We start from the raw sequence: 23,526 nt of genomic DNA, 5'->3' as shown, positions 1-23,526 counted from the left end.
AGCGAGATGGCCGAAAGACTTCGAGATGCGATTGCCAAGGCCCGGGCCGCCCGCACCGGGCGTACGGCGTTCGAGCCTGCCGCGCGCGCGCCAGCGTATCAGGGCAGTGACAGTCTCACCGCGGACGCGTGGCAGGCGCTGACGCCGATTGCCCCGAACCTCGGGCGACTGCGCGGCAAGCGCATCGTCAGTCCCGACAGCAGCGCCGAGAGCGCCCCGATCGACCTGATGCGCACCAAGATCGTGCAGCAGATGCGGGCCAATGGCTGGCGGCGGCTGGCGATCACCTCGCCCTCGGCAGGCTGCGGGAAATCCACCGTCGCACTCAATCTTGCGCTGAGCCTCGCACGGCAAGAAGAGCGGCGCACCCTGCTCATCGAGGCCGATTTCCGCAAGCCCTCGCTTCTTAAACTGCTCGACGCGCCGCGCGGCCCGCAGGTTTCCGACGTCTTCGCAGGGGAAGCCGAGTTCGCCGATCACGCGCTGCGTCTGGGCGCCAACCTCGCGATCGGAGCAAACAGCAAACCGGTGGCGACCCCGGCCGAGCTGATCCAGTCGCGCCGCGCGACCGAGGCGCTGGAGCGGATCGAGGCTATCTACGCCCCCGACCTCATGATCTTCGACACCGCGCCCGTGCTGGTCAGCGACGATACGCTCTCGCTCGCCGGCCATGTCGATTGCGTGCTGATCATCGCCGCGACCGAAGAGACCACGATCCGGGAAATCGACATCTGCGAGCGCGAGCTGGCCGAGCGCACCAACGTGATGGGCGTGGTGGTCAACAAGTTCCGCTTCGCGGCCCCCGAATATGGCTATGCCTATGGTTACGGTTACGGGGTCGTCTCGGACGCGAACTGAGCGGTGCCGCCGCTTTGCCTTCCGTCACGCCCGTGCCATATAGCCTCGGTAAGCGAGCGAGGTCCCGCAGGCCGAGGCTTCGGACCGCGCCAAACCCTGCTGACGAAAGGCCGATATGACCCGCATCATCTCTTCTCTCTCCGAGATTTCCGACTCGTATGACGCGCTGTTCTGCGATCTGTGGGGCTGCCTGCATAACGGGGTCGAGGCTTTCCCCGGGGCTGTCGCGGCGCTGCAGGCGTTTCGCGCGAAGGGCGGCAAGGTCGTCCTCCTGACCAACGCGCCGCGTCCGTCGAAGTTCGTGATGGAGTCACTCGACAAGCTGGGCTGTCCGCGCGACGCCTATGACCTCGTCGTCTCTTCCGGCGATGCCGCGCAGGATGCGATGTTCGCGGGCGCCGTTGGCAAGAAGGTCTGGCATCTGGGGCCATCCAAGGATGACGGCTTCTTCACCGAGGTGCCGGAAGAATGGCAGGGGCAAGCCGAGATCACTCGCGTCGATTTCGACGATGCAGAGGGTATCGTCTGCACCGGTCCCTTCGACGAGGTGAACGAAGTTCCCGAGGATTACCGCCCGAAATTCCTGCTGGCGAAGATGCGCGAGTTGCCGATGCTCTGCGCGAACCCCGATATCGTCGTGGATCTGGGCGACAAGCGCATCTATTGCGCTGGCGCTTTGGCCGCGCTCTACGAGGAAATGGGCGGCGAGGCGATGTATTTCGGAAAGCCCCATCCGCCGATCTACGATCTCGCGCGGCGCAAGTTGAGCCGTCTGGGCGGCGCGGAGGATGCGCGCATCCTCGCCATCGGCGACGGGATCAATACCGATGTGGCCGGCGCCGCGGGGGAGGGGATGGATTGCCTCTTCATCACCGGCGGTCTGGCGCATGACCAGTTCGGCGCCGATCCGCAGAACCCCAATCCGGAGCTGCTGCGCACCTGGCTGGAGGCGCGTCAGCGCGATCCACTCTACAGCATGGGGCAACTGACCTGAGGGGAGCATCAAATTCTCTACGTAACTTTGTTGCGACTTTTGTCTCGGTAGGGTAAAAAAGTTGCGCAGGCGCCTTGCCTGCGCTCTGCCGCTTGTGCTATGCCGCAGTGCAACATGAACTTCCGGCTGGGACCTATGGATATGCTCGACAACCTGCCCCGTGGTACGATCTGCATCGAAGATCTGGAAATCGGCATGGTGCGCTACCTCCGCAAGGAGGTCACCGACCGCGACATCGAGATGTTCGCGGAGGTTTCCACCGACCATAACCCGGTCCATCTGGACGATGCCTATGCGCAAGACACCATTTTCGAGGGTCGAATCGCGCATGGCATGCTGACCGCGGGTCTGATCTCGGCGGTGATCGGCGAGCAGCTTCCCGGTCACGGCACGGTCTATCTCGGCCAGTCGCTCAAATTCATGGCTCCCGTGCGCCCCGGCGATGTGGTCTATGCCGAGGTCAAGGTCACGGCGATCGACCATTCGCGTCGCCGTGTCACGCTTGAAACCCACTGCGCGGTGGGCGATACGGTGGTCGTGAAAGGCGAGGCGCTGGTTCTGGCGCCCTCGCGCAAGTTCGACTGACCCGGCGACCTCGCCGGAGGGCGGGGTGGATGAAACGCTTGACCACTTGGAAATCGCTGGAGAAATCCTCGCGCGGGGCCTCCGTCGCGATGGGCAATTTCGACGGCATCCATCTCGGCCATCAATCGGTGATCGATCAGGCGCGCGGGAAAGATGCGCCGCTGGGCGTCATCACCTTCGAACCCCATCCGCGCGAATTCTTCGCAGCGCGCGCCGGCAAGACCCTGCCGCCGTTCCGGCTGATGAACCCCGAGGCGCGCGCCAACCGGCTCGCCAAGCTCGGCGTCGATCGCCTCTATGAGCTGCCCTTCAACGACGAACTGGCCGATATGAGCGCCGACATGTTCGCCCGCGAAGTGCTGGCCGAAGGGCTGGGCGTGACCCATGTCGCGGTTGGCGGCGATTTCCGCTTCGGCAAGGGGCGCGAGGGCGACGTGGCGATGCTGACGGAGCTGGGCGCGAAATACGGCTTCGAGGTCACCGTCGCGCCGCTTCTGCATGTCGAGGGGGTCGAGGCGTCCTCGACCGCCATCCGCACCGCGCTGGCCGAGGGCCGTCCCGAGGATGCCGCCGCGATGCTGGGTCACCTGCACCGGATCGAGGGCGAAGTGCTCCACGGTGACAAGCGCGGACGCGATCTGGGTTATCCGACCGCGAACATGTCGATGGCCGGGCTGCATCTGCCCAAGCTTGGCGTCTATGCGGTGAAGTTCGACGTGCTGACCGGTCCCTACAAGGGTAGCTATCTGGGGGCGGCGAGCCTCGGAGTGCGTCCGATGTTCGGCGAGAACACCCCGAACCTCGAAACCTATGTCTTCGATTTCAAAGGCGACCTTTATGGCGAGCATGTCTCGGTCGCGCTGGTCGAATTCCTGCGTCCCGAGATGAAGTTCGACGGGCTCGAGGCGCTGGTCGCGCAGATGGATGCCGATTGCGTCCGCGCGCGGGAGATTCTGGCGGAGCGCTGAGAGGCGAACGCCGACCTCAACTCCCGCCCGGGCGACCAGCCCGGGCCGCGCCCGACCTCCCAGCGGGAGGGCGCTTTGCGTCGCCAGCGCGCGCATCGACGTCGCTCGGTGACGGGACCATAAAGCTCAGACCACGAGAGTCGCGAACGCCCGCCCGAGGTCGGGCGCAGCCCGTCCCGCCATGTCCAAATCGCAGATCCGCTCACGATACGCCGATCTGCCCTTTCCATTTCCCCGCCGCTGCCCCATTTTCCGCGCCATGACCAAATTGCGCCCCGAGTTCTGGAAACTGCCGCTGAAGAAGCTCACCGCCCCCGAATGGGAGGCGCTTTGCGATGGCTGCGGCAAATGTTGCCTGAACAAGCTCGAATACGAGGATACGGGCGAGGTCGTCTTCACCCGCGTCGCCTGTCGGCTGCTCGATGGCGAGAGCTGCAGCTGCACGCAATATGACATTCGCCACCAGTTCGTCCCCGAATGCGTGACGCTGAGCCCCAAGACGATCCACAAGATCGCCTATTGGATGCCCGCTACCTGCGCCTACCGGCTGCGCTTCGAAGACAAACCTCTACACGACTGGCACTACCTGATCTCGGGGTCGCGCGAGACGGTCCATGAGGCCGGGGAGAGCGTGCGCGGCTGGACCGTGCCCGAGTTCGAAGTGCCCGAAGACGAGTGGGACGAATACACGATCGAGGATCTCTCATGAATTTTGCCTCCGACAACACGTCCGGCGCCCATCCCGCCATTCTCGAGGGCCTCACGGCCGCGAATGAGGGTCATCTGCATTCCTATGGCGACGATCCGATCACCGAGGGCGTTCAGGCGAAGATCCGCGAGATCTTCGAGGCACCCGAAGCGCGTGTCTATCTGGTCGCGACCGGGACGGCGGCCAATGCGCTCTCCTGTGCGGTGCTGACCGATCCCTGGGGCGCGATCTTCTGCCACCGCAACGCCCATATCGAGGAAGACGAGTGCGGCGCGCCGGAATTCTACACCAACGGCTCGAAACTGGTTCTCGTCGACGGGCCGGATGCGAAGATGGACCCCGACGCGCTGGCGCGCACCATCGCGCACACGGGCCGCGGCGGTATCCATAACGTGCAGCGCGGCATGGTCTCGATCACCAACTCGACTGAGGCAGGCGCGGTCTATTCGCCCGAGGACGTGAAGGCGCTGACCGATGTCGCACGCCGCTACCATCTGCCGGTGCATATGGACGGCGCGCGTTTTGCCAATGCGCTGGTCGCTGCGGGTTGCACTCCTGCGGAGATGACGTGGAAGGCGGGCGTCGACGTGCTCAGCTTCGGCGGCACCAAGAACGGCTGCATGGCGGTTGAGGCGGTGGTGATCTTCGATCCCAAACGCGCCTGGGAGTTCGAGCTGCGCCGCAAGCGCGGTGGCCATCTTTTCTCGAAACACCGCTTCCTCGCGGCCCAGATGCAGGCCTATCTGGCCGATGATCTGTGGTTGAAGACCGCGCGGCATGCAAATGAAATGGCACGCAAACTCTCGGAAGGCATCGGCCAGATCGAGGGCGCAAAGCTGATCCACCCGACGCAGGCCAATGCGGTCTTCGCCGCCTTGCCGCGCGGGGCGCATAAGCGCGCGAATGCGGCCGGGGCCTATTACTATCTCTGGCCTTTCGATCAGTCGCTGGAAGGCCCTGAAGACGAGCTTCTGGCCGCGCGTCTGGTCTGTTCCTGGGCCACAACGCCCGAGGAAATCGACGCCTTCCTCAGCCACCTGGCGTAATCGGCGCCGAAGTTCAGCGCCGCCCGGGCAGCTCGCGAAAGGCGATCTTCTCGGGCGGGCCATCCCATTCCGGATGCTCTTTCTGCGCGGCTCTCAGGGCCGCGCGAAACCGGCGGATCGCACCAAGGCCCGGAATGCGCGGGATATGTGCGAGCTCCCAGTGAATGCCGTTGATCGGATCATCGAAGAACACCGCGTAATAGCCCGGCGCATAGACGGGATATTCCCGCGGGGCGTCTGTCACCGACAGCTCGCGCGGGATCAGGAAATCTCGGTGAAACGCATCCACTTCGGCGCGTGACTTCGCCCAGAGCGCGATGTGATGTATGCCCACCGCCCGCGCGTCATGATCCAGCTTCTTGCCGGAATGCGCGGGCTGGATGCCGATATAGGAATGCGGCATCGGGAAGCGCGCCATGTAATAGGTCGACCGATATCCGATATCGAGCGTCCAGAAGCTCTTATATCCAAGCCATCCGAACATCGCATCGTAGAAGGCGATCGACTTTTCATAGTCGAGCACCGAAAATTCGACGTGATTGACCCCGCGCCAACGCATGAGAGGCCTCCTTTCGGTTGCCTTCACACTAGACGAGGCAGGCGACCATGCAATGACGCTTCACGCAGACGGGATAGGGTAGGGCGGCTGCCAGACCTTTGCGGGGGCAAGCTGCGGGACCGTCGCGGGGGTAACCTCGAACAGCACGAGATGGCTCAGATCGGGGCGCGAGCGCGACGCATAGAGCATCGCTTGCGCGCCGCTGTTCCGCGCTCGATCCGAGAAGTGCCAAGTGGACGAGGGCGCGCCGCTCGCCCTCTCATCCTGCCAGACCGCCGATGCCGCCGCCTGATCGGGCGTGCCTCGCAGGTCGTCCACCGCCTGCGCTGTGATCTCCAACGGAACGATCACCCGCGGTGGATCGCTGGCCCGCACGTAACGCCGCAGGGCTACGCCAGCGCCTTCGGCACTCAGCGAGGCATAAAGGGCTACCTGCCCGGAATGATGAAACCGGCCCTCCGGATGGCGGGCCGGTTCGCAAGCATCTTCGGCACGATCGGCAGAGAGGATCCGCCAGACCGTGCCGTGGAAAGAGATCACTCGGCTTCGCCCTGCTCGGCGAGGAATTTCTCGGCGTCGAGCGCGGCCATGCAGCCCATGCCGGCGGAGGTGACCGCCTGACGATAAGTGTGATCGGTCAGGTCGCCTGCCGCGAAAATGCCCGGCTGAGAGGTCCGGGTCGAGCCCGGTTCCACCCAGACATAGCCGCCCGATTGCATCTTCAGGCTGTCCTTGACCAGTTCCGACGAAGGCGCGTGGCCGATCGCCACGAAGAACCCGTCGCAGGGGATCACCTTCTCCGAGCCGTCCGCGGTGGATTTCACGCGCACGCCGGTCACGCCCAGCGGATTTTCGTCGCCGAGGATTTCCTCGACCGTGTGATTCCACTCGATCTCGACCTTGGGGTTCTTGAACAGGCGCTCCTGCAGGATCTTCTCCGAACGCAGCGTGTCGCGGCGGTGGATCAGCGTCACCTTGGACGCGAAGTTGGTCAGGAACAGCGCCTCTTCGACCGCGGTGTTGCCGCCGCCGATCACCACGACCTCCTTGCCGCGATAGAAGAACCCGTCACAGGTCGCGCAGGCCGAGACGCCGAAGCCCTTGAACTTCTCTTCCGAGGGGAGCCCAAGCCATTTCGCCTGCGCGCCGGTGGCGAGGATCACCGCCGAAGCCTCGTAGGTCGTACCCGAATCGCCTTTTGCAACGAAGGGGCGCTTCGACGTGTCGAGTTCGGTGATCATATCCATGATGATCTCGGTGCCCATCGCGCGGGCATGCTCTTCCATCTTCACCATCAGCTCGGGGCCCTGGATCTCGCTCTCGCCGGGCCAGTTCTCGACCTCGGTGGTGATGGTCAGCTGGCCGCCCGGCTGCATGCCCTGCACCAGAACCGGCTCGAGCATCGCACGCGACGCATAGACCGCCGCCGTGTAGCCGGCAGGGCCGGAACCGATGATCAGAACCTTGGTTTTCTTCGTCTCGGACATGCCCGCCTCCTTGGAAATCTGCCCGACGGATATAGTCGGAGCGAAGCGCGCCGAAAAGCCCCTGCATGCCGCGACAAATAGCACTTGCGGAGCGTGTCGCGAAATATTATTGCGCCTCCTCTCTTCCGGCGGTAAGTTCTGCCGCAACGCACGAAGGATTATTTCAACATGGCCACCTCTCGGCTCGACGATATCGACCGCAAAATCCTTGCTGAACTGCAGGCGGACGGGCGGATGACGAATGTCGAATTGGCGAAACGCGTGGGGATTTCGGCCCCGCCGTGCCTGCGCCGCGTGCGCACGCTCGAAGAGGCGGGTTACATTCGTGGCTACCATGCCGATGTAAACCCGCGCGAACTGGGATTCGAGGTGCAGGTCTTCGCGATGGTGCGCCTGCACAGCCAGGCCGAGGCGGACCTGTCGAATTTCGAGGCGCGCTGCCGGGAATGGCCGCTCGTGCGCGAGTGCCACATGCTCAACGGCGAGATCGATTTCGTGCTGAAATGCGTGGCGCCCGACCTGTCGAGCTTCCAGAGCTTCCTGACCGGGCAACTTACCGCCGCCGAGAACGTCGCCAGCGTGAAAACCTCGCTGGTAATCCGCTGTGCCAAGGACGAGCCGGGCGTGCCCTTTGACGTGCTCGAAGAGCGTATCGCCAAACTGGCCTGAGCCTTGCCCTGAACCCATCCGTTGCCAGAGGGGCGCTGCCCCTCCCTTCGCTGTCGCGAATTCCCGCCCCAGGATATTTTCGCCAAGCCGAAGGGGCGGGTGGCCGCTTCGCTCGTGAGAAATATCCCGAGGGGGCCGTAGGCCCGGGGGCAGAGCCCACTTCTTTTTTTTTGATATATGTCGCCGTCCGGCGACGGGGCGGCGCCCCTCAGCGCGTCTCTTTCGGGCGCAGCACCAGCCAGATCAGCGCGGCGCCGGCCAGCGTCAGAAACGGGATCATCGCGAGGTTGACTGCCTGCCAGCCCGCCTGGGCATTGCCGCTCTGGGTGCAGTTCATCAGCCCGCCCGAGGCGAGCGAGGCGAGGAAGACGCCGCCGAACACCACGAAATCGTTCATCCCCTGCACATGCCCGCGCTCTTCCGGGCTATGGGCAGAGGCGAGCATCGCGGTCGCCCCGATGAAGCCGAAGTTCCAGCCGAGCCCGAGGAGGATGAGCGTGGCGTAGAACTGTGCGAGATCGACGCCGCTCAGCGCCATCGCACCCGCTGCGGCGAGAATGGCCAGTCCTGTGCCCACGATCGCCTCTTTGCCGAAACGGGCGATCAGGTGGCCGGTGAAAAAGCTGGGCACATACATGGCGAGCACATGCGCCGAGACGATATTGGCCGCGTCCGCTTGCTCGAACCCGCAGCCGACGACCGCGAGCGGCGTCGAGGTCATCACGAGGTTCATCAACGCGTAGGAGACCATGGCGCAGATCATCGCGACGAGGATGACCGGATCTTTCAGCAACTCGTGGCGGCTGCGGCCCTCGTGACGTTCGTGCTTCTTGCGCCGTCCCGGGGCGGGGATGTCGAGGAAGGAAAACAGGATCGGCCCGAGCGCATTGATCGCGATGATCGCGAGATATGTCGCCATGAAGGGTACGACCATCGCCTCGCTCGTGACTTTCACCAACTGCGGCCCGATGATCGCAGCCACCAACCCGCCCGCCATCACGTATGATATCGCCTTGGGCTGAAACTCCGCGCTGGCGGTATCGGTCGCCGCGAAGCGGTAGAAGCCCTGCGCCGACATGTATGTACCGGTGAAGAACGACCCCAGCATGAAGAGCGCGAAGGAGCCGTGGAACAGCGCATAGGCCGCGGTCGCCGCCCCCAGCGCGCCCATCGCATTGGCGAGGATGAATCCCGCGCGGCGACCCTTTGCTGCCATGAATTCCGACATCGGCTGTGCCGAGAGGACCGAGCCAAGAATGATCAGCGACAGGGGCAGCGTCGCGAAGCAGGGGTTGGGCGAGAGCATCTGGCCCGCGAGCCCGCCCACGGTGAAGATCATCGGCATCTGCGCGCCAAGCAGCGCCTGTGCCAGGACCAGCACGATCGTGTTGCGCATTTCGCGCGTGGCGGGAGGGGCGGGAATGTCACTCATGACAGCTTGCTAGCGTGGCGATTGGGGGCTGGCAAGCGGGCGCGGCATGAGGCAGGGTGTCGCGCATGGTTGGACGTATCATTACCTGCGAAGACGACATTGCCGAAGGCACCGAATTTCTCTGCCGCGCCGAGCCGCGTTTTGCGGAGGTCTGTGCGCTGACGGGGCCTTGGCCCTTACGCCGCCGCGAGGACGGGTTCGAGGCGCTGCGCGACGCGATCATCGGCCAGCAGGTCTCGGTCGCCGCCGCGAATTCGATCCGCAACAAGGTTATCGGCGCGGGCTTCGGCGATCCGGTCTCGATCGCCGGCGCCTCGGAAGAGGACCTGCGCGCCTGTGGCCTTTCGCGCCAGAAGGTGCGCTACCTGCAGGCGCTCTCCAATTCCGGTGTCGATTTCGAGGGGCTGCGCGCGATGCCCGACGAGGAGGTGGTCGCGCAGCTCCTGCCGATCCCCGGCATCGGGCGTTGGACCGTGGAGATGTACCTGATCTTCGCTCTGGGCCGCGCCGATGTTTTCGCGGTCGACGATCTGGCGCTCGCCGAAGGGGCGCGGCTGCTATTCGATCTACCCGAGCGGCCCAAGCGCAAGCAATTCAATGAGCTATCGGCGGCCTGGTCGCCGTGGCGCGCGGTTGCGGCGCGTGGCCTCTGGGCCTATTACGCGGCGTGTAAAGATCGTGAAGGAGTTGCCCCATGACCCGCAAGCTGGACGCCGGACGCAGAGAGCCGCAATCCGGTACGGTGAAATCCGCCGTGGTGTTTCTGCATGGCTACGGTGCGGACGGGGCGGACCTTCTGGGCCTCGCCGATCCGCTGGGCCAGCATTTGCCCGACACGCTGTTTCTCGCGCCCGACGCGCCCGAGCCCTGCCGCGCGGCCCCTTACGGTCGTCAATGGTTCCCGATTCCGTGGATCGACAATTCCAGCGAAGCGGAATCCGCTCAAGGTCTCAAGGATGCTGCAGCCGACTTGGATGCGTTCCTCGACTCCGTGCTGGAAGAGCAGGGGCTGACGCCCGCGCAGCTCGCCGTGATTGGCTTCTCGCAAGGCACGATGACCGCGCTCGAAGTGCTGCCGCGCCGCGCCGAACCGGTCGCGGGTCTGGTGGCCTTCTCGGGGCGTCTGCTGCGCCCGGAAGCCCTGGGCACTGAGGCGATCTCGAAGCCGCCGGTGCTGCTGATCCATGGCGATCAGGATCCGGTCGTGCCCTTTGCCGATATGGGCAAGGCTGGCGATGCGCTGGTCTCGGCGGGTTTCGACACTTATGCCCATGTAATGAAGGGCACCGGGCACGGAATCGCACCGGACGGCCTCTCGGTGGCGCTGGCCTTCCTGCAGGACAAGCTGCCCGGCTGATCGGCGGGGCATGCCGCAGCGCCGCGACGCCGGGCTCCATTCTCCGTCTTGGGCCGTCATTTCCCTGTCATGGCAGTTTGCTACCCATGCCGCATGGCAGCAATCGCGAGATCAAGAGGCTTGCCAGATCGCGAACGCCATATATAGTCATGGATAAGGCAGGGGCGGACCCCGCCCCTGAGCCGAGGCAGGCGACAGGGCGAGGACGGAGTCACCCATGCTGGACGAATGCGACAGGACCGATTTTCGAACGCAATTCACCCGTGAACCGGCGGCGCTGAGACAGCATCCGGCACTGGTGCTCAACGCTGATTTCCGGCCGCTCTCCTATTACCCGCTCTCGCTATGGCCTTGGCAGGAGGCGATAAAGGCGGTCTTCCTCGACAGGGTGACGATCCTCGCCGAATACGAAGAGGTGGTGCGCAGCCAGAGGCAGGCCTTCAAAATCCCCTCCGTCGTCGTCCTCAAAGAATATGTCCGACCTCAGAAGCGCGTGGCTTTCACGCGCTTCAATCTTTTTCTGAGGGACGAATTCAAGTGCCAGTATTGCGGCAAGAAGGGCGATCTGACCTTCGACCACGTGATTCCGCGCTCGCGCGGTGGAATCACCAGCTGGGAGAATGTCGTGGCCGCCTGCGCGCCGTGCAATCTGCGCAAGGCCAACAAGCCGCTGGAACGCTCGGGGATGCAGCTTCTCAAGCCCGCGCGCCAGCCCCAGCCCGAGGACATGCTCCGCATCGGGCGGCGCTTCCCGCCGGGCTATCTGCATGAAAGCTGGATGGACTTCCTCTACTGGGACACCGAGCTGGAAGCCTGAGAAAAAGGGCGCGCCTTATCCGACACGCCCTTCGTATTGGGGAAATATCCCAGGGGGCTTGCGCAGCAAGCGGGGGCAGAGCCCCCTCTGAGCCCCTTAGTGCCCTACTGCGACCTGACCGCCATTCGACAGCTTGTCGATGATCGTCTCGGTCGCCTGGTTCATCCCCACGACCTTCACATCCGTTCCGGACATCCGGAACTTACCCACCGCTCGGTCGAGCGCCGATACCGAGGAAATGTCCCAGATATGCGCGTGGGTCAGGTCGATCACCACGCGGTCGAGCTTCTCCTGGAAGTCGAAGGCGCGATTGAACTCTTCGACGGTCGCGAAGAAGATCTGGCCCTTGATGTAATAGGTCCGCAGGTGATGCGCCTCGTTGTAGCGCGAGGTGATCTCGGTCATCCGCGCGATCTTGCCCGCGAAGAAGATGCCCGAGAGCAGCACGCCCACCAGCACGCCGATCGCGAGGTTATGGGTGGCGACGACGAAGGCGACGGTGGCCAGCATCACCACGTTGGACGACATCGGCATGGTGCGCAGCTGACCCAGCGAGGCCCAGCTGAACGTGCCGATCGAGACCATGATCATGATCGCCACCAGCGCGGGCATAGGAATGCGGCCCACCCATTCGCCCAGAACCACACAGAAGATCAGCAGCGCGATCCCCGCGGTCAGGGTCGACAGGCGCGTGCGCCCGCCCGAGGTGACGTTGATCACCGACTGGCCAATCATCGCGCAGCCCGCCATGCCGCCGATGAAGCCGGTGCAGAAGTTGGCGATGCCCTGACCGAAGCATTCCTGACGACGGTCCGAGCGAGTGTCGGTCATCTCGTCGACGATGTTCTGGGTCATCAGGCTTTCCAGCAGGCCCACGACCGCCACGCCCACCGAATAGGGCAGGATGATCTGCAGCGTCTCGAAATTGAACGGCACGTTCGGAATCAGGAGCGAGGGCAGCTGATCGGGCAGGGCCCCCATGTCGGACACCGTGTGCACGTCGTCGAGCCCAAGCCCCATCGAGACCGCGCTGAGAACGAGGATCGCGATCAGCGGCGAGGGGATGGCGCGGAAGAAGCGCGGCAGCAGATAGATGATCGCAAGGCCAAGCGCGACGAGCGCATAGGTCGCCACCACCGGCACGTTGGCCGGGTTCAGCTCAGGCCATTGCGCCATGAAGATCAGGATGGCGAGCGCGTTCACGAAGCCGGTCATCACCGATTTCGATACGAAGCGCATCACCGTCCCGAGGTTGAGCGCCCCCGCGATCACCTGGATCACGCCCGCCAGCACCGTCGCGGCCAGCAGGTAATCCAACCCGTAGCTGCGCACGAGCGTGCCCATCAGCACCGCGGTCGCGGCGGTCGCGGCCGAGATCATGCCGGGGCGGCCGCCGAAGAAGGCGGTGATCGTTGCGATCATGAAGGAGGCGTAGAGGCCCACTTTCGGGTCGACGCCCGCGATGATCGAGAAAGCGATGGCCTCGGGGATCAGCGCCAACGCCACCACGAGACCGGAAAGGATGTCAGCGCGGAAGTTGCCAGTCCACTGGCTGCGCCATTGCGACAGGGTCATAAGATCGTCCTGCAATTAGAAAGGCCCGCGACCGGGGAGGGGCGGGCCGGAGGATGTGAGATTTGGCGCAGCCAATACCCGGCTGACGTCGCGATGCCAAGCCCCGTAGGCCGGGTTTTAAGAAAAATTCAAAGAAGATCAGGCCGGATTGCCCGATTTCGCGGCAAATTTCGCGAGACTGGTGGCCAGATCGCCATAGCCGGTAAAACGCCGCTCATAGCGCAGTCCGAGCCGCTCCGCCGCCTCGCGCGCCTTCGCATCTAGCGCCGGATCGTCGGTCTGGGCCTGATAGATCAGCCGGTCGTAATTGCCGAACATCATCGGGATCAGTTCCGGATGACGGTCGAAGCCCATCGGCTTCCAGACGAAAGCGTCGAACTGCCGCGTCAGGAAATCAGTGAGGTAGAAGGCCGTGATCTCCTCTTCCGCCGTTTCGGCGAAGGCGGCATTGCCTTCGAAAAACGAATAACAATGCGGGCCTTCGACCATCTCGACGCCCAGGGACTTGCACTTTTCCGACAATTGCCCGCCCGTGCCGCAATCGGCATAGACCACGAAGATATCGTCGTATTGGTCGCGATAATGCAGCACCGCCTCTTCGACGGCGGCGGTGATCTTCTCGGGGTATAGGTGCAGATTGGCGGGCAGGCAGGTCAGGTCGATATGATCCCAGCCATTGATCCGCTTGAGCGCGAGGATCTCCCGCGCGAGCGCCCCGCAGGCGATCAGCAGAAGCCGTCCCGACCCCGCGGGAGCTAAGCCATTTTTCGTTAAGGTCGTGTCGCCGGGAAGCGAGGCACCTGTCCGGGCGGTCATTCCACCCGGGCCATCATCCGGGCAACGCCTGCTGCGACGAGAACCATCAGCCCGAGCATCGCCATCGGGAACCCCGATGCGGCGAAGGCCCAGATCGTCAGGCCGGCCAGAACGATCACGAACAGGATCAGCAGCAGAAAATGTGGCAGCGGCATTTCGCGTTTCCCCCTTCCTTTCAAGTATGGGGCGGGGAAGGGCACATGAAAAGGCCCCGATGAAAAAATCGGGGCCTTCTCCATGTATGTCAGGCGTGATGCGGCCGCGATCGGCGATCAGGCGCTCATCTGGTTGTGCTTGCGAGCGATGAAATCCTTCGCCGTCTCGACCGCCACGGCGGCGTCGCGGCAATAGGCATCGGCACCGATCGCCCTTCCGAATTCCTCGTTGAGCGGCGCACCGCCAACCAGAACGATGTAATCGTCGCGGATGCCCTGTTCCTTCATCGTGTCGATCACGACCTTCATATAGGGCATAGTGGTGGTCAGCAGCGCGGACATGCCGAGGATATCGGCCTCTTCGCGGGCGATCGCCTCGAGATAGTTCTCGACCGGGTTGTTGATGCCCAGATCGACGATCTCGAACCCTGCCCCTTCCATCATCATTGCAACGAGGTTCTTGCCGATATCGTGGATATCGCCCTTCACCGTGCCGATCACCATCTTGCCCATGCGCGGCGCGCCGGTCTCGACCAGCAGCGGCTTGAGAATGGCCATGCCGCCCTTCATCGCGTTCGCCGCCAGCAGAACTTCCGGCACGAACAGGATACCGTCGCGGAAGTCGTTGCCCACGATGGTCATGCCCGCGACGAGGGCCTTGGTCAGAATGTCATACGGCGTCCAGCCGCGGTCGAGCAGGATGCGGGTGGCCTCTTCGATCTCTTCCTTGAGACCGTCATAGAGGTCATCCATCATCTGCGCGGTAAGCTCGTCATCGTCGAGTTCCGAGAGGATGATATCGTCGTCGTCTTCGGCCATGTCCAATAGTCTCCTGCTAGCCGGTGTTACCCTGTGGTGGGGCCGTGGCCCCGTCAAGTCTTGGCGAATTGCGACATGCGCGGTGTTTTGTCCGACCTCGCATGGTGTTGCCGGGCGGATGCCCGGACTCTACTTGGCAAATGTTCTTATTTCGTTCTAAATTCCAGGCATGAGTCTGCCATTCGACCTTCCCCCCGCGAACCCGTCCGAGCGTCTGCGCGCGCGCGGCGCCGCGGCGCGCCCCGTGGGCCGGTTCGAGCCCTTCTCCCGCGCGCCCGAGCATGACGGCTGGGACATTCCCGAAGAGGAGCGCCTGACCCGTACCGAAGTCTCGGTAGAGCGACCGCGCTCCGTCATCACCCGCAACCAGTCGCCAGATGTGCCCTTCGAGCGCTCGCTCAACCCCTATCGCGGCTGCGAGCATGGCTGCATCTACTGCTTCGCGCGCCCCAGTCACGGCTATCTCGGTCTCTCGGCTGGCTTGGATTTCGAGACCCGGCTGATTGCGCGTCCCGAGGCGCCGCAGGTGCTCGAAGAAGAGTTGCGCAAGAAAAGCTATCGTCCGAACGTGCTCGCCATCGGCACGAATACCGATCCCTATCAGCCGCTCGAGCGCAAGATGGAGATCATGCGCGCCGTTCTGGAAGTGCTGCAGGCCTATCGCCATCCGGTCTCCATCGTCACCCGCGGCTCGACCATCCTGCGCGATCTCGACATCCTCGCGCCGATGGCCGAGGCGGGATTGGCGCAGGTCGGCGTGTCGGTCACGACGCTCGACGCCAAACTCGCCCGCGATCTGGAGCCCCGCGCCCCGAGCCCGCCGACCCGGATCCGCATGATCCGCGAACTGTCGCGCGCGGGCATCCCGGTGCGCGTCATGGCCGCCCCGATGATCCCGGGGCTCACCGATCACGAGCTCGAAGCGATCCTGACCGAGGCGCGCAGGGCAGGGGCCAAGGCCGCCTCGATGATGCCGGTGCGCCTGCCGCACGAGGTGGCGCCGCTTTTCGCCGACTGGATGGAGCGGCATCACCCCGGCAAGGTCGAGAAAGTGCTGGGCCGGATCCGCGACATGCGCGGCGGCAAGCTCAACGATCCGCGCTTCGGCGAGCGGATGAAGGGCGAGGGAGAGATGGCTGAATTGTTGCAGCAGCGGTTCAAGCTGAGCTGCAAGCGGCTGGGCTTCTCGCGTCATCTGCCCGATCTCGACGTGACGCAGTTCCGCGTGCCGCCCCGGCCGGGCGATCAGCTCGAACTGTTCTGATCTCGTCAGAGACGCGTGCATGCTCCATCCGCCGAGAAAAATCCCGGCCCTTCCTTCGTATTGGTTCAAATATCCCGGGGTGAGGCCGCAAGGCCGAGGGGCAGCGCCCCTCAATCCGCGCTTAGCTGCGCCGACGTCCCCGACGTTCGCGCTTGGGCGCATCGCCGCTCAGGCCGTCATCCTCCGACGAGAACCCACCCAGAACCGAGGAAATCTGATCCAGCGTCGGGCGTTCGCCGCGCGGACGCGTCTCCAGCGCCTCGCGCATCGCGACCAGATGCTCGGCCATCGTGCCGCAGCAGCCGCCGATGATCGTGGCGCCGCAATCGCGCGCCATCACCGCATATTCCGCCATCAGCTCGGGCGTGCCGTCGTAATGGATATGGCCGTCGACGTATTTCGGGATGCCCGCATTGCCCTTGGCGATGATCGGGCGCTCGGTCCCGGTTGCGGCAAAGCCAAGAACGGTGCGCAGAAGGTCCGATGCGCCGACCCCGCAATTCGCGCCGAAGGCCAGAGGCGGGTGGGCCAGCTTGTCGACCATCGAGACCATCGCCTGCGAGGTCAGGCCCATCATCGTGCGCCCTGCGGTGTCGAAGCTCATCGTGCCGCACCACGGCATCCCCGCAAGATGGCAGGCCTCGGCGGCGGCCTTGTATTCTTCCTGCGCCGAGATCGTCTCGACCCAGAGGATATCCGCGCCGCCTTCTTTCAGACCCTCGGCCTGTTCGTGGAACATCTCGACCGCGAGTTCGTGGGTCAGCGTACCCATCGGCGCGAAAATCTCACCCGTCGGGCCCATCGAACCCGCAACGACCACCGGGCGCGACTGCTTGTCGGCGACATCGCGGCCGATCTCGGCGGCGAGGCGGTTCAACTCGCGCACGCGGTTCTGGGAGTTGTGCAGTTTCAGTCGCGAGGCATTGCCGCCGAAGCTGTTTGTCAGGAACAGGTCCGAGCCCGCATCGACGGCGAGCGAATAGAGCTTCGCGATCTTCGCGGGCTCGTCGGCATTCCACAGTTCCGGCGCTTCGCCCGAGGCCAGCCCCATGTTGAACAGGTTGGTGCCGGTCGCGCCATCGGTCATCAGCCAATCGCGGGTTTCCAGAAGGCGGCTCAGCGCGTCGGTTTTCGGGGCGGTCATAAGGGCCTCGTCAAATGCAAAAGGGCCGCGTCTGGCGCGGCGGTTGGCTTTGTCCTGCCATGACAGGCGGGATTTGGCAAATTCGTTTCCTTCATGTTCTTGATGAAGGGGCTGCGATCTCGGCTCGATATGCAAAAGGCCGGACGCGCAGGGCATCCGGCCTTTCAATCCGTGTCATGGGCGAGGGCTCACTCGGCTTCGTCGACCACCTGACGGCGCGCCTCGGCCATGCATTCGGCCATCTTCGCGCGGATCGTTTGTTCATCGGCTTTGTCGCCTAGATCGCCCGAGAGCTTGCGATACACGTCTTCGTGGCCCGCTTCCTCGAAATCGGAGGTCACGACCTCGCGGACATAGGCATCGGCCTCGGGGCCGGTCTTGCCCAGAAGGCCCGCGGCCCATTGGCCCAGCATCTTGTTGCAGCGCGCATCGGCCTTGAACTGCAGTTCGGCATCATGCGCGAACTTGTTCTCATAAGCGTTTTCGCGATCGTCGAAGGTGGTCATGGCCCTCGTCCCTCCCGGTAAAGTCTCCGTTACCATCGATATGCACATGCACAGGGCGCGCCGCAAGAGGAAAGGGCCGCGATTTGGCCGGTTTGACGGGGCTGTGCATCCGCGTGAACGGCTGTGCGCTTTACCTTGCGAGACTCGCGGGCTTGTCCTATAGGGCGGGCGACACCCTTTCGCGGACGGCGCGCAGGGGCGGCGCGGTATTCCGTTCGGGATGTGGCGCAGGCTCCCACGACGTCCGCGCCAAGCGAGAACGGAGACGCGATGGCACCCCGGCGCAAGAAGATCTACGAAGGCAAGGCGAAGGTTCTGTATGAAGGCCCCGAGCCCGGAACGCTGGTCCAGTATTTCAAGGACGACGCGACCGCCTTCAACGCGCAGAAGCGCGATGTGATCGAGGGCAAGGGCGTGCTCAACAACCGCCTGTCCGAATACTTCATGACCGGCCTGACCAATATCGGCGTGCCGAACCACTTCATCAAACGTCTCAACATGCGCGAGCAACTGATCCGTCAGGTGGAGATCGTGCCGCTCGAGGTGATCGTGCGCAACTTCGCCGCCGGTTCGATCGCGAAGCGTCTGGGGCTGGAAGAGGGCACGCCGCTGCCGCGTCCGATCGTCGAATACAGCTACAAGAACGACGAGCTGGGCGATCCGCTCGTGCCCGAGGAATACATCATCGCATTTGGCTGGGCGAGCCAGCAGGATCTTGACGACATCGTGGCGCTGGCGCTGCGCGTGAACGACTTCCTGACCGGCGTGTTCTATGGCGTCGGCATCAAGCTGGTCGATTTCAAGATCGAGATTGGCCGGGTCTGGGACGGCGATTTCATGCGTCTGATCGTGGCCGACGAGATCAGCCCCGACAGCTGCCGCCTGTGGGACGTCAAGACGGGCCAGAAGCTCGACAAGGACGTGTTCCGCCGCGATCTGGGCAACCTGACCGATGCCTACACCGAAGTCGCCAAGCGCCTTGGCGTGCTACCGACGAATACCCAGCCGATCAAACCGACGCTGATCAACTGAAAGGACCGCTCGTGATGAAAGCCCGCGTTCATGTGATGCTGAAGGATGGGGTGCTCGACCCGCAGGGCGAGGCCGTGCGCCACGCATTGGGCCATATGGGCTTCGACGGCGTCGCAGGCGTGCGCCAGGGGAAGGTGATCGAGCTGGACCTGACCGCGACCGATGCAGCCTCCGCCGAGGCCGAGGTGAAGGAAATGTGCGAGAAGCTCCTCGCCAACACCGTGATCGAGAAATACACCATCGAGATCGCCTGATCCGGGCAGGGTGGGGGCGCTGCCCCCGTGGCCTGCCGGCCAATTCCCCCCCGGGATATTTGTACCAAGCCGAAGGCCGCACAGGCCTTACCCGACAGGTTCGACCCTCAAGGCCAGGAGTTTGCACCCATGAAAGCCGCCGTCATCACCTTCCCCGGTTCGAATTGCGACCGTGACCTGAGCATGGCCTTCGCGGCAGCCGGGGCGGATGTCGTCAAGGTCTGGCACAAGGAAACCGCATTGCCCGAAGGCATCGACATCATCGGTGTGCCGGGCGGCTTCTCCTATGGTGACTACCTGCGCTGCGGCGCCATCGCCTCGCGCTCGCCCATCGGGCAGGCCGTGGCGGATTTCGCGGGCAAGGGCGGCTATGTCATGGGGATCTGCAACGGCTTCCAGGTGCTGACCGAGATGCGGCTTCTGCCGGGCGCGCTGATGCGCAATGCGGGGCTGAAATTCGTATCGAAACCGCTGGCGCTGCGCGTGGCGACGACCGACAGCGCCTATACCTCGGGCTATGAGCTTGGGCAGGAGATCATGATCCCGGTCGCACACCATGACGGCAACTATCAGATCGACCCCGAGGGCCTCGCGCGTATCGAGGGCGAGGACCGCGTGGCGTTCCGCTATGTCGAGAACCCCAACGGGTCTGTCGACGATATCGCGGGCGTGCTAAGCGAGAACCGCCGGGTGCTGGGCATGATGCCCCACCCCGAACGCGCGATCGAGGCTGCGCAGGGCGGCGCCGACGGGGCGGCGCTTTTCCGCGCGTTGAGCGGGATGCTGGCAACCGCCTGATCTCGCGCGCTTGTTGCGCTCTGGGCCTTGGCTTAGACTTCGCGCATGACGCACGTGCAGACACGTTCGACGATTTTACCGGATGAGCCGCCCGAAGGTGAGGGCGGGCTCGGCGTTATGGCGCGCTCGCCGCGGGCCCGCTGGCTGCTGCGCATCGCGGTGGTGCTGATCCTCGCGCTGGCCGGGACGGTAATGTGGATCACCAACCAGTGGCTCACCCAGCGTTTCACCGAGACGACGCGCGTGCGCACCGAGCTGCGCCTCGCGCTCTACACCGGCAACATCATGTCGGAATTGCAGCGGACTTCCGTGGTGCCACTGTTGCTGGCGCGCGATCCGCAACTGACGCAAGCTCTTGATACGACTGATTATTCCACTGCCTCCGCGCAGCTGATCACGGCCAAGAAAGAGGTCGCTGTCGCCTCGATCCGACTTTTGGACATGCAGGGCCGCGTTGTGGCCTCGACCAATCGCACGCAGATCGGCACGCCCTTTCCGAACGCGCCCTTCTTCGTCGATGCGACCCGTTCGCGCGGGACGATCTTCTCGGTCAACGAGCCCGAGGCAGGCGGCACCGAGTTCGACTACTCGCGGGCGGTGATCCAGAACAACAAGCCCGTCGGCGTGATCGTCGTCGAAGCGGACCTGTCGAAATTCGAGCGTGCCTGGGCGGGGATTTCCGATGCGCTGGCCGTGGTCGACAGCGAGGGCAAGATTATCCTGACGACCGAGCCGCGCTGGCGCGGCGTGACGATGTCGGAGGCGCTGGCCGCACGCTCGGCCCCCTCCGCGATTGAGCGCGCGCTGCAGGCGACCGCGGACTGGGCGAATGATGCGCCCGACGCCTATCTGAAGGGCCGGGCGGTGATGCGGACCGAGGCGCGCATTCCGTTCCGCGGCTGGAAGATGATCGCCTTTACCAGCTACGATTCCGTGCGCGAACGGGTGAACGCCGTGCTCGCGCTCGAGATCATGGGCTTCGCGATCCTGCTGGCGCTGGTCTTTTATGCGCTATCACGCCGGGCGCGGCGGCAAAGCCAGGAATTGCGGGCGGAATCGGCGGAGCTGCGCCAGTTGAACGCGCGTCTGAGCCGCGAGATCGCCGAGCGTGAGAAGGCGCAGCAGGATCTGGCAGTGGCCGAGCAGACGATCGCGCAAAGCTCGAAGCTCGCCGCTCTGGGCGAGATGTCGGCTGCCGTCAGCCACGAGTTGAACCAGCCGCTGGCCGCGATGAAGACCTATCTAGCTGGCGCGAAACTGCTGTTGCAGCGCGCCCGGGTGGAGGAGGCTTTGTCCTCCTTCCAGCGCATCGACGACCTGATCGGTCGCATGGGCGCGATCACGCGGCAGCTTAAATCCTATGCCCGCAAGGGCGGCGAGGCGTTCGAGCCGGTGGACCTGCGGGTGGCGCTGTCGGAGGCGCTCTCGATGATGGAGCCGCAGCTGAAAATTCGCAAATTGCACATTTCCCGCACCATGCCGCGGAGTCCTGTTATGGTTATGGCGGACCGCATCCGGCTGGAGCAGGTGATCATCAACCTGTTGCGCAATGCACTCGACGCTACCAAGTCCGTTGAGGAACCGCAGGTGGAGTTGTTGCTTACCTCGGGGGAAACGGCCGTTCTGAGCGTGCGTGACAATGGTCCCGGAATCTCGGATCTCGACAAGCTGTTCGAGCCGTTCTGGACCACGAAGAAACCGGGGGAGGGGACGGGGCTGGGCCTCGCGATCTCGTCCTCCATCATCAGTGATTTCGGGGGGCGTCTGACCGCCCATAATTCCGAAAGCGGGGGCGCGGTGTTCGAAGTGCAGCTGCCCCTTCTGGCGGACAAGAACAGGGCCATAAAGGCCGCGGAGTAAGACATGGCAAGATTAATGAAGGTAGCGATCGTCGATGACGAGGAAGACATGCGGCAGTCGGTCAGCCAATGGCTGGCGCTGTCGGGCTTCGACGCCGAGACCTATGCCAGCGCCGAAGATGCGCTGAAAGTGATCGGCCCCGACTGGCCGGGCGTGGTGATCACCGATATCCGGATGCCCGGCATGGACGGGATGGCCTTCCTCAAGCGGCTGATGGGCATCGATAGCGGTCTGCCGGTCATCATGATCACCGGCCACGGCGATGTGCCGATGGCGGTCGAGGCGATGCGCCTTGGCGCGATGGACTTCATGGAAAAGCCGTTTTCGCCGGATCGGATGACCGAACTGGCCAAACGCGCCACGCAGGCGCGGCGCACCACGCTGGATAACCGCGCGCTGCGCCGCGATCTGGCCGAGGGCGAGAAGGTGATGGGCAAGCTGATCGGCACCTCCGAACCGATGGAACGCCTGCGCGAGGATATTCTCGATCTGTCTCAGGCTGATGGCCACGTTCTGATCGATGGCGAGACCGGCACCGGCAAGACGCTCGTGGCCCATGCATTGCACGCGACGGGTCCCCGCGCGGGAAAGAAATTCGTCATGGTCAGCTGCGCCGCGCTGACCGAGGAAGCCCTCTCTGCCAAGCTGTTCGGCCCGGTCGAGGAGGGCGGTCTGCCGCTGATGGAAGAGGCCCGCGGCGGCACGCTCTGTCTCGAGGATGTCGAGGCGCTGAGCCAGTCGCTGCAGGCGCGGCTTTTGCAATTCATCAACGATCAGGGCGCGCCGGCGGAGACCCGGATCGTCGCGATCTGCAACACCCATGGCGAGGGAAAGACGGTCGAGGACGCGCTGCGCCCCGATCTGTATTATCGTCTGGCCGCTCTGAAGATCACCCTGCCGCCGCTGCGTGCGCGCGGCGAGGATATCCTGACGCTGTTCAACCGCATGTCCGAGCAATTCGCGGACGAATACGGCTGCGACGTGCCCGAAGTGACGGCGCAGGAAGCGGCACAACTGCTGCAGGCTCCGTGGCCGGGCAATGTGCGCCAGCTGATCAACGTGGCCGAACGCGCGGTGCTGCAATCGCGCCGGGGTTCTGGCTCCATCGCGTCGCTCTTGATGACCGACGACGAAGAGGCGGGCCCGGCTGCGATCACCACCGAGGGCAAGCCGCTCAAGGAATATGTCGAGAGCTTCGAGAAGATGCTGATCGACAACACGATGCGGCGCCACAAGGGGTCGATCTCGGCGGTGATGGAAGAACTGTGCCTGCCGCGTCGGACGCTGAACGAGAAGATGGCGAAATACGGCCTCGCGCGCGCCGATTACCTGTGAAGCCTGCGCCCGCGCAGGCTCCCCTCGATGCGGGCGCGTGCAGGCAGCTTTCGAACAAGACGACGTGAGCGGCGCGGGCCCGGATGGCACCGCGCCGCGGCATTTTCAGGCCCAGGGCGAAAAATCCCCGGGACGGGCCTGCCCAATCGTTGATCTTTGCCCGGAATCGGGGCGCGATTAACCCTTCCGTTACGAAAATTCGATTGTGTTCCCGGTGGCTGTGCCGCTATGGTCGAAACCAGTCGGTTTCACGCCAAACGTGTGAACCCTCCGAAATTCGCTGATGCCTTGGCCGATCCGGCGCAGATGATGCGCAAGGGGCCCCGGCTCAACCGATTGGCCGAAAGGCCGCAAGTTTGTCTCCCTCTGCCGCATATGCCGGGATGGAGGCCGTTAATTGGGCGCCAAGCGGCTAAGGCCGACCGCGCCTTGGAAAGAACCGCGATGATGCGTGACGGGATTTCGCAGATGAAGACGGGCAGGCTCG

General features: G+C 64.1%; 26 protein-coding genes. 16 read left to right on the top strand and 10 right to left on the bottom strand.

Annotated features, from left to right (window positions below; all coding sequences use genetic code 11):
• Positions 1-6 precede the first annotated feature (6 nt).
• From B6V75_RS04675 to B6V75_RS04650, 6 genes are all read left to right on the top strand, one after another.
• Complete coding sequence (locus tag B6V75_RS04675) at positions 7-858, top strand: CpsD/CapB family tyrosine-protein kinase (RefSeq protein ID WP_088718873.1); 852 nt, start codon at positions 7-9, stop codon at positions 856-858.
• A 115-nt stretch (positions 859-973) separates the two neighbouring features.
• Entirely contained in the window at positions 974-1,852 is an 879-nt protein-coding gene (locus B6V75_RS04670; RefSeq protein WP_088718872.1) for a TIGR01459 family HAD-type hydrolase, read from the top strand.
• 141 nt (positions 1,853-1,993) lie between these two features.
• On the top strand, positions 1,994-2,437 hold the full coding sequence (locus tag B6V75_RS04665) for a MaoC family dehydratase (RefSeq protein ID WP_075774735.1): 444 nt from the start codon (positions 1,994-1,996) through the stop codon (positions 2,435-2,437).
• A gap of 29 nt (positions 2,438-2,466) precedes the next feature.
• On the top strand, positions 2,467-3,405 hold the full coding sequence (locus tag B6V75_RS04660; protein ID WP_075774524.1) for a bifunctional riboflavin kinase/FAD synthetase: 939 nt from the start codon (positions 2,467-2,469) through the stop codon (positions 3,403-3,405).
• Between the two features lie 259 nt (positions 3,406-3,664).
• Entirely contained in the window at positions 3,665-4,114 is a 450-nt protein-coding gene (locus B6V75_RS04655; protein ID WP_075774736.1) for a YcgN family cysteine cluster protein, read from the top strand.
• A complete protein-coding gene (locus B6V75_RS04650) occupies positions 4,111-5,160 on the top strand; it encodes a low specificity L-threonine aldolase (protein WP_088718871.1) in 1,050 nt (349 codons plus the stop codon). Before B6V75_RS04655 ends, B6V75_RS04650 begins: the two co-directional genes overlap by 4 nt.
• A 13-nt stretch (positions 5,161-5,173) precedes the next feature.
• Here the strand turns inward: B6V75_RS04650 and B6V75_RS04645 are convergent, their stop codons facing one another.
• Genes B6V75_RS04645 through trxB form a run of 3 tightly spaced genes read right to left on the bottom strand, consistent with a single transcriptional unit; the run spans position 5,174 to position 7,206 of the window.
• The gene (locus tag B6V75_RS04645) at positions 5,174-5,719 is read right to left on the bottom strand and encodes a VOC family protein (RefSeq protein ID WP_088718870.1); all 546 of its coding nucleotides are present in this window, start codon (positions 5,717-5,719) and stop codon (positions 5,174-5,176) included.
• A 60-nt stretch (positions 5,720-5,779) separates the two neighbouring features.
• Complete coding sequence (locus tag B6V75_RS04640) at positions 5,780-6,259, bottom strand: RES family NAD+ phosphorylase (protein ID WP_088718869.1); 480 nt, start codon at positions 6,257-6,259, stop codon at positions 5,780-5,782.
• On the bottom strand, positions 6,256-7,206 hold the full coding sequence (gene trxB / locus B6V75_RS04635; protein WP_088718868.1) for a thioredoxin-disulfide reductase: 951 nt from the start codon (positions 7,204-7,206) through the stop codon (positions 6,256-6,258). Before trxB ends, B6V75_RS04640 begins: the two co-directional genes overlap by 4 nt.
• Positions 7,207-7,374: 168 nt before the next feature.
• On the opposite strand from trxB, the gene B6V75_RS04630 reads away from it, so the two are divergent.
• Positions 7,375-7,875 (top strand): Lrp/AsnC family transcriptional regulator, encoded by a 501-nt coding sequence (locus B6V75_RS04630; RefSeq protein WP_075774529.1) that lies wholly within the window; start codon positions 7,375-7,377, stop codon positions 7,873-7,875.
• A gap of 208 nt (positions 7,876-8,083) precedes the next feature.
• Here B6V75_RS04630 and B6V75_RS04625 read toward each other — a convergent pair whose 3' ends face one another.
• Positions 8,084-9,307, bottom strand: a complete 1,224-nt coding sequence (locus B6V75_RS04625; protein WP_088718867.1) for an MFS transporter — start codon at positions 9,305-9,307, stop codon at positions 8,084-8,086.
• Between the two features lie 65 nt (positions 9,308-9,372).
• Between B6V75_RS04625 and B6V75_RS04620 the strand changes: the two genes are divergently transcribed.
• From B6V75_RS04620 to B6V75_RS04610, 3 genes are all read left to right on the top strand, one after another.
• Positions 9,373-10,005, top strand: coding sequence for a DNA-3-methyladenine glycosylase (locus B6V75_RS04620; protein WP_075774531.1), 633 nt, complete (start codon positions 9,373-9,375; stop codon positions 10,003-10,005).
• Positions 10,002-10,664, top strand: a complete 663-nt coding sequence (locus tag B6V75_RS04615) for an alpha/beta fold hydrolase (protein ID WP_088718866.1) — start codon at positions 10,002-10,004, stop codon at positions 10,662-10,664. Before B6V75_RS04620 ends, B6V75_RS04615 begins: the two co-directional genes overlap by 4 nt.
• A 217-nt stretch (positions 10,665-10,881) precedes the next feature.
• Positions 10,882-11,481, top strand: coding sequence for an HNH endonuclease (locus B6V75_RS04610; RefSeq protein ID WP_075774533.1), 600 nt, complete (start codon positions 10,882-10,884; stop codon positions 11,479-11,481).
• 96 nt (positions 11,482-11,577) lie between these two features.
• Here the strand turns inward: B6V75_RS04610 and B6V75_RS04605 are convergent, their stop codons facing one another.
• The 4 genes from B6V75_RS04605 to B6V75_RS04595 form a co-directional block, all read right to left on the bottom strand.
• A complete protein-coding gene (locus tag B6V75_RS04605; RefSeq protein ID WP_075774534.1) occupies positions 11,578-13,056 on the bottom strand; it encodes a SulP family inorganic anion transporter in 1,479 nt (492 codons plus the stop codon).
• Between the two features lie 138 nt (positions 13,057-13,194).
• Positions 13,195-13,872: a DUF1638 domain-containing protein gene (locus tag B6V75_RS04600; RefSeq protein WP_088718865.1), complete on the bottom strand. Its 678-nt coding sequence runs from the start codon at positions 13,870-13,872 to the stop codon at positions 13,195-13,197.
• Complete coding sequence (locus B6V75_RS18590) at positions 13,869-14,027, bottom strand: hypothetical protein (protein ID WP_166504540.1); 159 nt, start codon at positions 14,025-14,027, stop codon at positions 13,869-13,871. The genes B6V75_RS04600 and B6V75_RS18590 overlap by 4 nt, the downstream gene beginning before the upstream one ends.
• Before the next feature lie 117 nt (positions 14,028-14,144).
• Positions 14,145-14,846 carry a B12-binding domain-containing protein gene (locus B6V75_RS04595; protein ID WP_088718864.1) on the bottom strand — a complete coding sequence of 234 codons (702 nt, stop codon included), beginning with the start codon at positions 14,844-14,846 and terminating at the stop codon, positions 14,145-14,147.
• 169 nt (positions 14,847-15,015) lie between these two features.
• Between B6V75_RS04595 and B6V75_RS04590 the strand changes: the two genes are divergently transcribed.
• The gene (locus tag B6V75_RS04590; protein ID WP_088718863.1) at positions 15,016-16,110 is read left to right on the top strand and encodes a PA0069 family radical SAM protein; all 1,095 of its coding nucleotides are present in this window, start codon (positions 15,016-15,018) and stop codon (positions 16,108-16,110) included.
• Between the two features lie 121 nt (positions 16,111-16,231).
• Here B6V75_RS04590 and bmt read toward each other — a convergent pair whose 3' ends face one another.
• On the bottom strand, positions 16,232-17,254 hold the full coding sequence (gene bmt, locus B6V75_RS04585) for a betaine--homocysteine S-methyltransferase (RefSeq protein ID WP_088718862.1): 1,023 nt from the start codon (positions 17,252-17,254) through the stop codon (positions 16,232-16,234).
• 188 nt (positions 17,255-17,442) lie between these two features.
• Complete coding sequence (locus tag B6V75_RS04580; RefSeq protein ID WP_075774539.1) at positions 17,443-17,760, bottom strand: DUF1476 domain-containing protein; 318 nt, start codon at positions 17,758-17,760, stop codon at positions 17,443-17,445.
• Between the two features lie 270 nt (positions 17,761-18,030).
• Between B6V75_RS04580 and purC the strand changes: the two genes are divergently transcribed.
• The 5 genes from purC to B6V75_RS04555 all read left to right on the top strand — a co-directional run bounded on the left by purC (position 18,031) and on the right by B6V75_RS04555 (position 23,039).
• Entirely contained in the window at positions 18,031-18,792 is a 762-nt protein-coding gene (gene purC / locus B6V75_RS04575) for a phosphoribosylaminoimidazolesuccinocarboxamide synthase (protein WP_075774540.1), read from the top strand.
• Between the two features lie 14 nt (positions 18,793-18,806).
• Positions 18,807-19,046: a phosphoribosylformylglycinamidine synthase subunit PurS gene (purS, locus tag B6V75_RS04570; RefSeq protein ID WP_075774541.1), complete on the top strand. Its 240-nt coding sequence runs from the start codon at positions 18,807-18,809 to the stop codon at positions 19,044-19,046.
• 129 nt (positions 19,047-19,175) lie between these two features.
• The gene (purQ, locus tag B6V75_RS04565; RefSeq protein ID WP_075774542.1) at positions 19,176-19,844 is read left to right on the top strand and encodes a phosphoribosylformylglycinamidine synthase subunit PurQ; all 669 of its coding nucleotides are present in this window, start codon (positions 19,176-19,178) and stop codon (positions 19,842-19,844) included.
• A gap of 117 nt (positions 19,845-19,961) precedes the next feature.
• Positions 19,962-21,704 (top strand): ATP-binding protein, encoded by a 1,743-nt coding sequence (locus B6V75_RS04560; RefSeq protein ID WP_075774543.1) that lies wholly within the window; start codon positions 19,962-19,964, stop codon positions 21,702-21,704.
• 3 nt (positions 21,705-21,707) lie between these two features.
• Positions 21,708-23,039 (top strand): sigma-54 dependent transcriptional regulator, encoded by a 1,332-nt coding sequence (locus tag B6V75_RS04555; RefSeq protein WP_075774544.1) that lies wholly within the window; start codon positions 21,708-21,710, stop codon positions 23,037-23,039.
• Positions 23,040-23,526: the final 487 nt, after the last annotated feature.

It is taken from the genome of Thioclava sp. F1Mire-8 (assembly GCF_002213165.1).
GTDB classification, from domain to species: Bacteria; Pseudomonadota; Alphaproteobacteria; order Rhodobacterales; family Rhodobacteraceae; genus Thioclava; species Thioclava nitratireducens.
This window is presented reverse-complemented; position numbering and strand designations above follow the sequence as displayed.

Excerpts from the sequence above, each read along its gene's own strand:
- B6V75_RS04675 (WP_088718873.1), top strand. The coding sequence starts at position 7 with ATGGCCGAAAGACTTCGAGATGCGATTGCCAAGGCCCGGGCCGCCCGC.
- B6V75_RS04670 (WP_088718872.1), top strand. The coding sequence starts at position 974 with ATGACCCGCATCATCTCTTCTCTCTCCGAGATTTCCGACTCGTATGAC.
- B6V75_RS04665 (WP_075774735.1), top strand. The coding sequence starts at position 1,994 with ATGCTCGACAACCTGCCCCGTGGTACGATCTGCATCGAAGATCTGGAA.
- B6V75_RS04660 (WP_075774524.1), top strand. The coding sequence starts at position 2,467 with ATGAAACGCTTGACCACTTGGAAATCGCTGGAGAAATCCTCGCGCGGG.
- B6V75_RS04655 (WP_075774736.1), top strand. The coding sequence starts at position 3,665 with ATGACCAAATTGCGCCCCGAGTTCTGGAAACTGCCGCTGAAGAAGCTC.
- B6V75_RS04650 (WP_088718871.1), top strand. The coding sequence starts at position 4,111 with ATGAATTTTGCCTCCGACAACACGTCCGGCGCCCATCCCGCCATTCTC.
- B6V75_RS04645 (WP_088718870.1), bottom strand. The coding sequence starts at position 5,719 with ATGCGTTGGCGCGGGGTCAATCACGTCGAATTTTCGGTGCTCGACTAT.
- trxB (WP_088718868.1), bottom strand. The coding sequence starts at position 7,206 with ATGTCCGAGACGAAGAAAACCAAGGTTCTGATCATCGGTTCCGGCCCT.
- B6V75_RS04630 (WP_075774529.1), top strand. The coding sequence starts at position 7,375 with ATGGCCACCTCTCGGCTCGACGATATCGACCGCAAAATCCTTGCTGAA.
- B6V75_RS04625 (WP_088718867.1), bottom strand. The coding sequence starts at position 9,307 with ATGAGTGACATTCCCGCCCCTCCCGCCACGCGCGAAATGCGCAACACG.
- B6V75_RS04620 (WP_075774531.1), top strand. The coding sequence starts at position 9,373 with ATGGTTGGACGTATCATTACCTGCGAAGACGACATTGCCGAAGGCACC.
- B6V75_RS04615 (WP_088718866.1), top strand. The coding sequence starts at position 10,002 with ATGACCCGCAAGCTGGACGCCGGACGCAGAGAGCCGCAATCCGGTACG.
- B6V75_RS04610 (WP_075774533.1), top strand. The coding sequence starts at position 10,882 with ATGCTGGACGAATGCGACAGGACCGATTTTCGAACGCAATTCACCCGT.
- B6V75_RS04605 (WP_075774534.1), bottom strand. The coding sequence starts at position 13,056 with ATGACCCTGTCGCAATGGCGCAGCCAGTGGACTGGCAACTTCCGCGCT.
- B6V75_RS04600 (WP_088718865.1), bottom strand. The coding sequence starts at position 13,872 with ATGACCGCCCGGACAGGTGCCTCGCTTCCCGGCGACACGACCTTAACG.
- B6V75_RS18590 (WP_166504540.1), bottom strand. The coding sequence starts at position 14,027 with ATGCCGCTGCCACATTTTCTGCTGCTGATCCTGTTCGTGATCGTTCTG.
- B6V75_RS04595 (WP_088718864.1), bottom strand. The coding sequence starts at position 14,846 with ATGGCCGAAGACGACGACGATATCATCCTCTCGGAACTCGACGATGAC.
- B6V75_RS04590 (WP_088718863.1), top strand. The coding sequence starts at position 15,016 with ATGAGTCTGCCATTCGACCTTCCCCCCGCGAACCCGTCCGAGCGTCTG.
- bmt (WP_088718862.1), bottom strand. The coding sequence starts at position 17,254 with ATGACCGCCCCGAAAACCGACGCGCTGAGCCGCCTTCTGGAAACCCGC.
- B6V75_RS04580 (WP_075774539.1), bottom strand. The coding sequence starts at position 17,760 with ATGACCACCTTCGACGATCGCGAAAACGCTTATGAGAACAAGTTCGCG.
- purC (WP_075774540.1), top strand. The coding sequence starts at position 18,031 with ATGGCACCCCGGCGCAAGAAGATCTACGAAGGCAAGGCGAAGGTTCTG.
- purS (WP_075774541.1), top strand. The coding sequence starts at position 18,807 with ATGAAAGCCCGCGTTCATGTGATGCTGAAGGATGGGGTGCTCGACCCG.
- purQ (WP_075774542.1), top strand. The coding sequence starts at position 19,176 with ATGAAAGCCGCCGTCATCACCTTCCCCGGTTCGAATTGCGACCGTGAC.
- B6V75_RS04560 (WP_075774543.1), top strand. The coding sequence starts at position 19,962 with ATGGCGCGCTCGCCGCGGGCCCGCTGGCTGCTGCGCATCGCGGTGGTG.
- B6V75_RS04555 (WP_075774544.1), top strand. The coding sequence starts at position 21,708 with ATGGCAAGATTAATGAAGGTAGCGATCGTCGATGACGAGGAAGACATG.